This window comes from Streptomyces sp. NPDC046759 (assembly GCF_040645475.1).
GTDB lineage: Bacteria > Actinomycetota > Actinomycetes > Streptomycetales > Streptomycetaceae > Streptomyces.
In genome coordinates this window covers 30845-41477 of record NZ_JBEYYJ010000015.1, presented here as the reverse complement: position 1 = coordinate 41477, position 10633 = coordinate 30845, and the positions used below count along the sequence as shown (strand labels likewise).

Annotated in this window: 11 protein-coding genes; 4 read left to right on the top strand and 7 right to left on the bottom strand. The window is 72.7% G+C overall.

The genetic code is table 11. The annotated features are described in order from the left end of the window. Window positions 1-89: 89 nt before the first annotated feature. Window positions 90-947, bottom strand: coding sequence for a hypothetical protein (locus ABZ919_RS21050; RefSeq protein WP_361249853.1), 858 nt, complete (start codon window positions 945-947; stop codon window positions 90-92). Between the two features lie 619 nt (window positions 948-1566). Between ABZ919_RS21050 and ABZ919_RS21045 the strand changes: the two genes are divergently transcribed. After that, on the top strand, window positions 1567-2451 hold the full coding sequence (locus ABZ919_RS21045) for a restriction endonuclease (RefSeq protein WP_361249850.1): 885 nt from the start codon (window positions 1567-1569) through the stop codon (window positions 2449-2451). Between the two features lie 297 nt (window positions 2452-2748). Further along, on the top strand, window positions 2749-3738 hold the full coding sequence (locus ABZ919_RS21040) for an aldo/keto reductase (RefSeq protein ID WP_361249847.1): 990 nt from the start codon (window positions 2749-2751) through the stop codon (window positions 3736-3738). Window positions 3739-3764: 26 nt separating this feature from the next. Here the strand turns inward: ABZ919_RS21040 and ABZ919_RS21035 are convergent, their stop codons facing one another. Next, on the bottom strand, window positions 3765-4289 hold the full coding sequence (locus ABZ919_RS21035; RefSeq protein ID WP_361249844.1) for a hypothetical protein: 525 nt from the start codon (window positions 4287-4289) through the stop codon (window positions 3765-3767). Window positions 4290-4803: 514 nt separating this feature from the next. Between ABZ919_RS21035 and ABZ919_RS21030 the strand changes: the two genes are divergently transcribed. Next, window positions 4804-6108, top strand: coding sequence for an MFS transporter (locus ABZ919_RS21030; protein WP_361249841.1), 1305 nt, complete (start codon window positions 4804-4806; stop codon window positions 6106-6108). A 108-nt stretch (window positions 6109-6216) separates the two neighbouring features. Here the strand turns inward: ABZ919_RS21030 and ABZ919_RS21025 are convergent, their stop codons facing one another. Genes ABZ919_RS21025 through ABZ919_RS21015 form a run of 3 tightly spaced genes read right to left on the bottom strand, consistent with a single transcriptional unit; the run spans window position 6217 to window position 7951 of the window. After that, window positions 6217-6993: a metallophosphoesterase gene (locus ABZ919_RS21025; RefSeq protein ID WP_361249838.1), complete on the bottom strand. Its 777-nt coding sequence runs from the start codon at window positions 6991-6993 to the stop codon at window positions 6217-6219. Then, complete coding sequence (locus ABZ919_RS21020) at window positions 6990-7268, bottom strand: BON domain-containing protein (RefSeq protein ID WP_361249837.1); 279 nt, start codon at window positions 7266-7268, stop codon at window positions 6990-6992. The genes ABZ919_RS21025 and ABZ919_RS21020 overlap by 4 nt, the downstream gene beginning before the upstream one ends. Then, window positions 7265-7951: a hypothetical protein gene (locus tag ABZ919_RS21015; RefSeq protein ID WP_361249834.1), complete on the bottom strand. Its 687-nt coding sequence runs from the start codon at window positions 7949-7951 to the stop codon at window positions 7265-7267. Before ABZ919_RS21015 ends, ABZ919_RS21020 begins: the two co-directional genes overlap by 4 nt. A gap of 276 nt (window positions 7952-8227) precedes the next feature. Here ABZ919_RS21015 and ABZ919_RS21010 point away from each other — a divergent pair, with 276 nt between their 5' ends. After that, on the top strand, window positions 8228-9379 hold the full coding sequence (locus tag ABZ919_RS21010; protein WP_361249832.1) for a PP2C family protein-serine/threonine phosphatase: 1152 nt from the start codon (window positions 8228-8230) through the stop codon (window positions 9377-9379). A gap of 85 nt (window positions 9380-9464) precedes the next feature. On the opposite strand, the gene ABZ919_RS21005 is transcribed toward ABZ919_RS21010, so the two are convergent. Both ABZ919_RS21005 and ABZ919_RS21000 read right to left on the bottom strand, forming a co-directional pair. Further along, window positions 9465-9965, bottom strand: coding sequence for a hypothetical protein (locus ABZ919_RS21005; protein ID WP_361249829.1), 501 nt, complete (start codon window positions 9963-9965; stop codon window positions 9465-9467). A gap of 179 nt (window positions 9966-10144) precedes the next feature. After that, window positions 10145-10630 (bottom strand): SRPBCC family protein, encoded by a 486-nt coding sequence (locus tag ABZ919_RS21000; protein WP_361249826.1) that lies wholly within the window; start codon window positions 10628-10630, stop codon window positions 10145-10147. Between the last annotated feature and the right edge of the window lie 3 nt (window positions 10631-10633).

Sequence of the window (10633 nt, the reverse complement as noted above, 5' to 3'; positions counted from 1 at the left end):
GCAACCTTAGGGGGTGCCCGTGCATGTCGACGTGCGAAAACCATCACATGCCCGGGGTGGGCGGCGCCACACACGCCCGCGTGGTGGGATCAGCACTCCAGGGACGTCATCGCCGTGTCCTGGGCACGGTCGCCGGTCGCCGGGGCGGGCGCGGGCCGGGGCGGAACGGGCGGGGGGACCACCGGCGGCTCCGCGGTCGCGTGCCCGGCGTACCGGACGGGCAGCAGGGACCGCAGACGGGCCCGCAGCCACGCCCGGCGGCCGTGCAGGAGGCCCAGGACGATCGCCGAGCCCACCGCGATCAGATGCTCCCGGCCGGCCAGATTGGGTACGGCGACGGACTCCCACACCATCGATCCGCCGGTCAGGGTGAACACCACGGGCGCGCGCTTGATCACCGCGAGGTAGGTGAACAGGCCGACGACGGCGGCGGAGGGTCCGGTGTCGAGCACGTGCGCGCACTCGGGCGGCAGCCCGAAGCCCCACCAGCCGGGCCCCATCGCGATCATCACGCGGGCGGTGAGGGTGCCGGCCACGGTGGTGGCGTAGGAGATCGCCAGCGTCCGGGCCCGGCCCAGGGCCAGTTCGGCCCAGGCGAAGGCGAGGAACAGCTGGGTGATGCCGGCCCACACGGGCAGGTCGAGCGCCGGGACGTACAGCGACACGGGCGTGCGCAGCAGCGACAGCCACAGCGGCAGGTCGGCCCTGACGCCGCCGAGCCGCGTCACCCACAGCGCGCCGAGCGGGTGCTGGGCGATCGCGTGGAAGAAGATGACGCCGCACGCGGCGACGAACGCCAGCAGCAGCCCGGACACTCCGCGCCGGGCGAGCCGCTGCACCGGCTCGACGACGATGGCGTGCCACTCGCCCCGCAGCGTGCGTCCGGTGAGCCGGGCCGACCGCGCGAGCAGCGAGCGGCACCACTCGATGCGCCCTTCAGCCGTCATGAGACACGGCAGCCCATCGCCTTCGGCTCCCCCGTCATGTCCATCGCCCCCTTCACCCCGCTCCATCCGGTATTCCGGCCGCAGGGTGTTTATCCGTCATGCGCCTGTTTCAGACGTCATCGTATAGATGTACGGATCTCTTCCGGTCGACCCGTCCCGCGTGCGAGTCGCGGCGCTCGTGCGCTCAGCCGGCGGGGCGGGTGAGGAGGGTGCGGTACCGGGCTGGGCGGCGCGGAACTCTTCGATCAGCCGCTGTTCGTGCCGCTGTCGTTCCGACATGCGCCCGGTCCCTCCCCCGGTGTGGGTCTCTGTGGTGGTGAGACCCGATCGGTGACAGTTCAGCGAGCCGAAAGGCGGGCGTCAAGATCCTTCACGGAAGCGCGGGGGTGTGGGAATACCCACAGGTCCACAGCGGCGGAATCCGGTCCCCGGAAGGCAACCGTCACCGCCTCGGACACGTCCTCCAGTACAGGCTTCCCGCCCCAGGTGCCGTGGCGGGGCTCGTGGTTGTGCGGCCGTGGCGGCGGCACCCAGGCCATTGCGAGAGGTGCGCGAACAGTCGGCGATCTTGGGCATGCGTAGGTCAATGATCTTCGCCTGCCGCCTGGGAGGAAGCCGCATGACCATACCCGCGCGCCCTGTTCGACCGGTGCGGAGCGATCGGCGCTTCGATCTGCGTGCGACGGCCCTGTTCTTCCTGCTGCTCGCGATCAGCCTGTGCCTCCTCGCGTTCTTGGTGCACACGGCAGTGGGTGTGGTCGAGCGCCGCCCGTGGTGGGCCGCTGCACTGGCGGTGCTCGGCGTCGCGGCCGCCCTGATGTCCCGGCGCCGGTGGCGAACGGTGTCCGCCGCGAGAGGAGCGCGCCGGGCTGCCCGGGCGCTGGAGCAGGCCGCGGAGACGGCGTCGGACAGCCTTCGCCGCACAGCGGTGGGCGAGGTGGAAGCGCCGGCGGCACGGATCGGCGCATCACGAGAACCGTGCCCCGGTGGCGCCTGTGCGGGCACGGGTCGAGACGAGACGTGCACCGGCCTCGCGGCGCCACGAGCCACCACCGCTCCGCTGGGCCCGGACGACGTCCAGGACCCGGTGGCCCCCGGTCATGCGGCCGGCTTCGACGAGCTGGACCCCGACGGTTTCGAGCAGGCCGTGGCCGACCTGTGCGCCCGGGACGGCTGCCGGGCCGTGCAGGTGGTCGGAGGCGCCGGGGACTTGGGAGCGGACATCGTCGCGACCACGACGGAGGGACGACGCGTGGTCGTCCAGTGCAAGCAATACAGTGACGCCCACAAGGTCGGCTCCCAGGACATGCAGCGCTTCGGGGGAACCTGCTTCACCATCCACGAGGCCGACATCGCAGTGCTCGTCACCACGAGTGATTTCACGGCGCCTGCTCTCGAGTACGCGCGCCAGTGCGGGATCGTGTGCATGAACGGCCGTGACCTCGAGGCATGGCGCCGTGGCACGGGGCCGAGCCCGTGGCAGCCGGGAAGCCCTCTCAGGTGACCGGTTGGGGGCGGCGGACGCGGGGGCGGGCGAGGGGCAGGACAGGAGAACCGACGTTCCCCGCCCCGGGACGAACTGTCCGGGCCACCGGTACGGCCGGTTTCCCGGTCCACGCGTGGAGCGCCGCTTGACTTGGAGAGCGCTCCAACTCGTAGCGTCGCAGACGTCGGGCAGGCGGAAGGCCCGCATCCGGCTCCCCCACGGGATGCCGGGTGCCGCGATCCGTCGCTAGATGGATGAAGGCCCCCGTGCCGTACGGAACGACGATCGAGTGTGCAGGAAAGGCTGGCCCATCACATGCAGAAGCGCAGTCTGCGGGACCTCCAGGTATCGGCCATCGGCCTCGGATGCATGGGGATGTCCGCGTTCTACGGCTCCGCCGACCAGGAGGAGGGCGTCGCGACCATCCGCCGGGCCCTCGAACTCGGCATCAACTTCCTCGACACCGCCCAGGTGTACGGCCCGCTGACCAACGAGTCGCTGGTCGGCGAGGCGATCAGGGGACACCGTGACGAGTACGTGGTCGCAACGAAGTTCAACTACCGGATGGACGACGCCGTGCCGGGCGACATGAGCACCGTCGGCCGGCAGGACGGCTCGGCCGAGCACGTGCACAGCTCCGTCCACGGATCCCTGAAGCGCCTGGGCACCGACCACATCGACCTGTACTACCAGCACCGGGTCGACCCGAACGTGCCGATCGAGGAGACGGTCGGCGCGCTGGGCGAGCTGGTCGCCGAGGGCAAGGTGCGGCACATCGGGCTGAGCGAGGCGAGCGCGGAGACCATCCGGCGGGCGCACGCCGTGCACCCGGTCACCGCGGTGCAGAGCGAGTACTCGCTGTGGACGCGGGACGTGGAGGCCGAGGTGCTGCCCGCCTGCCGTGAGCTGGGCATCGGCTTCGTGCCGTACTCCCCGCTCGGCCGTGGCTTCCTCGCGGGCCGCTTCACCTCGCCCGACGAGCTGGACGAGAACGACTTCCGCCGCAACAACCCGCGCTTCACGGACGCCAACCTGGAGGCGAACCTGCGGCTGGCGGCGAAGGTGAAGGAGATCGCCGCCGAGAAGGACGTCACGCCGGCCCAGCTGGCCATCGCCTGGGTGCTGGCGCAGGGCGAGGACATGGTGCCGATCCCGGGCACCAAACGGCGCACCTACCTGGAGCAGAACGCCGGCGCGGTCGGCATCGAGCTGACCAAGGACGACCTGGCCCGCATCGACGCGGAGCTGCCCCAGGTTGCGGGCGAGCGGTACGACGAGGCGGGGATGCGGGCCGTCAATCGCTAGGGACGCCGATGTCAGGGCCGCCACTGTCAGGGCCGCCGACGGCGGGGCGCTGTCGTCGGCGGCGAGCGTAGGCGACCGTGAGGACGGCCGGCAGCGGGCCCCAACAGGAGCAGGGGCGTGTGGCAGACGTAGACGGACAGGGCCTGCAGGCCGCCCACTCGGGTGGGGAAGTCGGCAGGCAGGCGCTCGCCGGTGATCGTCCTGCCCATGACCTGGGTGAGGAAGGTCAGCACCGTCCACAGCACGGCCAGGGCGGTGGCCCCGAGCGCCGCCGGGACCACCGCCGCGCACCGGGACGCGCCGGCCCCCGTAGGTACGGCACCCCATGCCGGGAACACCTCGCTCCAGCGGTCGATCAGCCCGGACGCGGTGCACGCGCGGGCCTCGCACAGTACTGGCAGGCCGATGATGCAGGCCCGTTCACCGATGCCGATGCCATGCTGCCCGAGCCGCGCACCGTCGAGGACGTGCTGCTGCGCGGCGGGGCCGCCGGTGCGCTGCCCGAGGGCGCGCTGTGGATCGACATGTCGATGTCCACCCCGGCCGCTCAAGCGGCCCCTGCGCGAGCTCGGGGCCGGCCGTGATCTGCTGCCGGCGGTCGCGGCGGGCGCGGTCGCGGACGCGGTGACGAAGAACGCGCCGCGGCTGCCTCAGGAGCGGGAGGTGCTGGACCTGCTGACGCGGGTGTACTGAGGCTCATCGGCAGGAACCCGGCTCACCGCTCCGGTGCCGGTTTCTGCCGTGCCCACGGGTCCCCTTCCACCGGGCGGCAGGGTGTGGCGCGGACCACGTGGCCGGGTATTCCGCCCAGCGGACCCCGGGGCCTGTGAGGAACCCCACGCGCTGGTCAAGTGGCGTGCGGCAAGCGGCCGTTGGTCCTCTCGTCGCCCGGCCCTCGAGTGCCGCGCCGACCGCTGTGGCCTCCCGTCTGCCACCATGGCGGTGCCCTGACCGGGAGTGGCCCGGCCGCGCAGCGCAGCCGGCCCGACGGGTTCCGCCGGTCCGCTTCCCTCCTGGTTGTCGAGTACCCCCACTGTGTCCTCTGCCTCTGCCCTGCCCACGTCCGTGCCCCCTTCCGCGCCCGCCTCGCGTTCGCCGTGGCGGTCCCTGCGACACCGCGGCATGCGCTGGTGGTCCGCGGCGAACTTCGTCTCGAACGCCGGCACCTGGATGCAGCTCACCGTGCAGAACCTGCTCGTGCTGCACATCACCGGTTCCGCGGCGGCGACCGGCCTGTCGATATCCGTACAGGCGGCGCCGGCACTCTTCGTGAGTCTGCTGGGCGGCGCGGCCGTGGACCGCTGGCCGCGGAAGCTGACGGTCGCGGTGAGCCAGGCCCTGCTCGGCCTGGTCGCGTTCACCACGGCTCTGCTGGTGGCGCTGGACCGGATCGACATGCCCGTCCTGCTGGCGCTGGCCGCCGTGACCGGCATCATCGCCACCGTCGACGGGCCGGCCTGCGCGCTGCTCGGCAACGATCTCGTGCCCCGGGAGGACGTGCCCTCGGCGATCGGGGTGGGCGCCCTCGTGCACAGCGCGGGCCGGCTGGCCGGCACCGCGCTCGCCGGTGTGACCGTCGGTTTCCTCGGCACGGCCGCCGCGTACACCGCCAACGGGCTGTCGTTCCTGTTCGTGGCCGCGGTCGTGCCCTTCCTGCGCCCCGTCCACGGAGCCGTCGCCGAGCCCGCGCCCGAGGCGTCGGCCGCCCCGGCGGCCCCGGAGATGAGCGTGCGGGAGGGCCTGCGGTACTTCCTGCGCCGGCCCCGGCTCATGGCTCTCGCCGGGATCACCGGGATCAGCTCGGTCTTCGGCCGAAACTACGGCCTCACCCTGGCCGTCCTCGTCACCGGGCCGCTCGCGGGCGGCGCCGGCTCGTTCGGCACCGTCTCCACGGTGCTCGCGATCGGCGGCATCCTGGGCGCCGTCCTCGGCGCCCGGCTGCGCAACCCCTCGGTGCGGACCGTGGGACTGCTCGCGGCGGTGGGTGCCCTCCTCCAGGTCGTCGCAGGGCTCTCGCCGTCGCTGGCCGTGCTGATGGTGCTGGTGCTGCCGATGGCCGTGGTGGAGTCCGTCTCCGACACCGCGGGTACGGCCGTGCTGCAGACCGATCCGCCGGCCCATGTGCGCGGCCGGGTGCTCGGCGTGTGGAGCAGCATCGGCACCGTGTGGGGCCTCGGCGGGCCGCCGCTGCTGGGCCTGCTCATGGAGTGGGCCGGTGCGCGCGGCGCCCTGGTCGCCGGTGGTCTGCTGATCGCCGGGTCGATCGGCGCGGGCCTGCTCGTGCGGCGGCGCGGCGGCGTGCTGCCGGTGACCCTGACCGCGAGGGACGGCGACGTGACCGGCCGGGAGGCGCTGGGTACGGCCGCCTGAGCGGCCGCCCCGTCGTCACACCTGCACCGGTCGGGCCGGACCGGCCCCACACCGGCGCCTGATCAACCGGACCGGCCCCAACACCGCGCGTGATCAACGGGACCGTCCTCACGCCTGCGTCTGCGCCTCCCTCTGCGCCTGTGTCTGTGTCTGCGCGTCGCGTGCCGCCGGCAGGCGGTACACGTGGAAGGCCTGCCCGATGACCGGCTGGGCCACGTTTCGCACGCGGACACCGCCGCTGGTCATGCCGTGCTCGCTGCCGGCGTGGGCGTGGCCGTGCACGGCGAGGTCGGCACCGGCGGTGTCGATGGCCTCCGCGAGCAGATAGCTGCCGAGGAACGGATAGATCTCCGGCGGCTCCCCGGCCAGCGTGTCCGGCACGGGTGAGAAGTGCGTCAGGGCGATCCGGACGTCGCAGTTCCAGTCGGCGAGGTCCTTCAGGGCGCTGTGCAGGCCGTCGGCACAGCGGCGGCTGTAGCGCACGAACTCCTTCATGAGCGGCTCGCCGAACTCGCCGGCGCACCGTCCGACGAATCCGCCGCCGAACCCCTTGGTCCCGGCGACCCCGATCCGTGTGTCGCCCGCGCTGACGACGGCGGCCTGTCCCTCCAGGACGTGGGCGCCGGCGTCCCGGAGGATCGCCGCGACCTCCTCGGGCCGCTCGTCGTGGTGGTCGTGGTTGCCCAGGACGGCGACGACCGGCACCCCGAGGTCCTTGATCTCCCGTGCGACGACCGCGGCCTCCTCCGGCGTGCCGTGCCGGGTGAGGTCTCCGGCGAGCAGCAGGACGTCGGCGCACCGGGGCAGCGTCTCGAAGGAGGGGCGCAGCGTGCCCTGGCTCTCGGGGCCCATGTGGATGTCCCCGACGGCGGCGACGCGGATCATGTGAGGTCCTCTCCGTGTTCGGGCGAGGAGGTCCCGGCGACGAGGATGTCGCAGTGGACGGGATGCCCCGTCAGTTCCTCGCGGGCCCTGCGCAGGATCTCGTCCCGGCACTGGGTGGACGGCACGGTGCCGGTCAGCAGGACGGCGTCGCCGCGCAGCTCCAGCCGTACGCCGAGTTCGCCGAGCTCACCGGTGGCCAGGTGCTCGGAGAGGTGGGCGACGCGGTAGTCCAGGTTGCCGGCCGCCTGGGTGGGCGACGGGCTCGTGTCGGTCATGACTGCCCCTCCTGGGGGTCGATCACGTTCAGCCGTTCGAGGAGGAAGAGGAACGCGGCCGGCATGGGCTGGTCGCCGCAGGCCGCCCGGACCTCGTCCCAGTCGACCTTCTCGCGGACGGCACGGGCCACCGGCAGGACGGCCCCGAAGTCGCAGTAGTGCTCCGAGAAGGCACTGATCAGGCTGCGGATCAGGTCGGTCGGGCAGAGGACCGGCATCAGCACCGAGTCGACCGGCAGGACATGGGCGCGGGCCAGCATGTCCTTGCTCACGGGCTGGTGCGCGAGGGAGAAGATGATGTCGACGTTCTGCCCGCGGCAGGTCGTCTTGAGCAGCCAGTCCTCGGGCGGGGTGTGGACGGGCAGGCCGGCCTCGCGCAGCGTGGCGGCCACCGCTTCGGCGTCGTCGGGCAGCACGCAGAAGTCGGCGTCGTGCTGGAGGTAGCGGCTGCCGCCGTGGGCGTACACGGCCACACTCCCGGCGAGTGCGAAGGGGTGGCCGGCGCGTTTGAGCAGGGCGCCGATCTCCTTGGCGGCCTCCAGGATCGCCTGGCTGCGGTCCTGCGGCAGGTCGCGCTGTGCCGGTGCGAGCGCCGCGGGCTGGTCGGGGCCGCCCATGGCGAGGCGCAGCTCGGTGACCTCCGGTCGCCGCAGGGACGCGGGATCCTCCCCGTTGTGCGTCATGGCACCTCCGTTCAGGGCCCGGATCCCCAGGTCGGCCGGTCCGGACCCGGGGGCCCTACGGGTACCCGGCGCGATCGCACCGACACCGCGCACGGCCCGGCGGTTCGCTGCGGCTCGGCCCTGCGCGGACGGTGCCCGGGCGAGGGGCGGCGGGGCCTCACCGGGGACGGGGCGACGCCGCTCCGAGGGCTGTGCCCCGCCCGCACCGGATGCCCCGTCGCAGGTCCGCGGCGGCACGGACGTGCGGTGTGACCGGCCCGGGAGCACGCTGTAGGAATGAGGCCCTGGCTCAAGGGGGGTCCGCGGCAGCCCTGGCAGTCGACGCACGCTCTGCTGCTGCTTCCCATCCTGCTGATCGTGGTGATCACGGTGGTGGACCTGCAGACCCCCACCAATGTGCACCTCGGTCCGGCCCTGGTGATCGCGCCCGCGCTGACGCCGTCCATCGCCGGTCCCCGGGCCACGGCGGCCATCGGAGCGCTCGCCCTGGCCGCCCAGATCCTCATCGGGGTCGCCCACGGCGGGATCGGCACCACGAACCACATCGTGCAGATCATCACCCTCGCCGTGCTGTCGGTGCTGGTGGTGCTCTACAGCGCCCTGCGGGAGCGCCGGCAGGCACAGCTCGCCCAGGTCCGCACGGTCGCCGAGGCCGCCCAGCACGTCCTGATGTGGCCGCTGCCCGAGCAGATCGGCCCGCTGCGGATCGCCTCGCTGTACATGGCCGCCGAGGACGAGGCCCAGATCGGCGGGGATCTGTACGCGGCGACCCCGTGCGACGGCGGGGTACGCGTCCTGATCGGTGATGTCCGCGGGAAGGGCCTGGCCGCCATCGGCGAGGCCGCCGTGCTGCTCGGGGCCTTCCGGGAGAGCGCGCACCGGCACATCCCGCTCGCCGAGCTGGCGGCCGTCCTGGAGCAGAGCATCGCCCGGCACGCCGCGGACCTGGAGCCGCCCGAGGAGGCGGGCGAACGGTTCGCCACCGCGCTGCTGGTGGAGATCCCGGACCGGGACCCGATCACCCGGATGACCAGTTGCGGTCATCCGCCGCCGCTGCTGCTGAGCCCCGGCCACGCCGTCTCCGTCCCGAGCCTGCACCCCTCACCACCGCTCGGGGTGCACGCGCCCGCCGAGCACACGCTGGACGTGTTCTCCTTCGAGCCCGGCGACACCCTGCTCCTCTACACCGACGGGGTGGTGGAGGCCAGGGACACCGGCGGCCGGTTCTACCCGCTCACCGAGCGGGCCGCGCGCTGGACGGACGACACGCCCGAGGCGCTGATGCACCATGTGCGGCGCGATCTGCTCATCCATGCCGGGGGCCGGCTGGACGACGACGCCGCGCTCATCGCGCTGCACCGCACGCCCGTCGACCGGCACCACCACCACGGCCGGCTCGCCGGCACGGACCGTGTCCGGCACGGCTGAGCAGCATCGCCCCGGGCACGGCCGCCCGTCACGGCAGGCGTGAGCCCCGCCCCGAGTGGGGTGGGGCGGGACCGCACGCCCCCGGTCAGCGGACCGACTTGAGGTCGGTGATCTTCAGCGTCTTCAGGTCGGACTGGACGTCGATCCGGCTCACCTCGGCGTGCGGTCCCTCGCCCCAGAAGAGGGTGACCCGGCTGGTGGCGTGGCCGGCGCCGGAACCGGTGTAGGCGACCTTCCACTTCACCGGCACGTTCTGCGCGAAGAGAACGCCGTCCGCGTGCTCCTTCTTCTCGAAGGCGCCGACCTTCTTCTGGGCGGCGGCAGAGAGGTAGAAGGCCCGCAGCGCCTTGGCGGCGTCGCCCGCGGACTTGTCGTCGGTGGACCAGACGGCGTCGATGTAGGCGCCGTAGAAGTCGGCCACGTGCTGGGTGACGTTGCGCGGGTCGCCCTGGGCGGAAGACACGGCGGCGGCACGAGTGGTGTGGCTCGCGGTGGAGCCCGCGAGGGCGGGCGTCACCGCGGCCAGCACGAGGCCGCCGGCGAGGGCCGTGGAAGCGAGCAGGGTCGTGCGGCTACGAACGGACATACGTCTCATTCCCCCGGTTTCAGTACGACCGGGCTGATCCCGGCCGTCGACGGACGTTAAGACCTTATTTCCTTCGCGCCGGTTCCGCTTTCCTCTCGGCTTTTTCCCACTCCGTTGCCGGAACATGAGGCTGCCAAATGGTTGGGCCGAATTCCGGTCAGGTCTCCGCGCCCTTTCGGTCATTCCGCCTGGGGTGACCGGCCGGTGCGCGGTCCCTCGACGAGCCGGGCGAGGTTGTCGAGGGCCATCCGGGTGCCTCGTTCGTTGTCCGCGCGGGGGATGTGGTCGGGGATGCCCTCGTGCAGGATCTCGACGTCCGTGCCGCCGTCGGCCGCGGCGAGCGTGGTCGTCAGGGTCATGCGACCGCGCAGGGCGTCGTCGCCGGTTTCGAATTGGAACACCTCCACCACCAGCGCGTCGGGCACGAGCCTGGCGAAATGGCCGTGGTACGTGTCCGTGTGCCCGCCGGACTTGCCGGCCGCGGACGCGTCGTCGTAGCTGAGCGACACCCGGAAGGCGCCGCCTTCGCGGGCGTCGAAGGTGTGGACACGGGCGGTCATGCCGGCCGGAACGCGCCAGGCCGCGATCGCCTCGGGGTCGGTCAGGGCCCGGTAGACGGTGTGCGGAGGCGCCTGCACGCGCCGGGAGACTCGGGTGGCGTACACGGG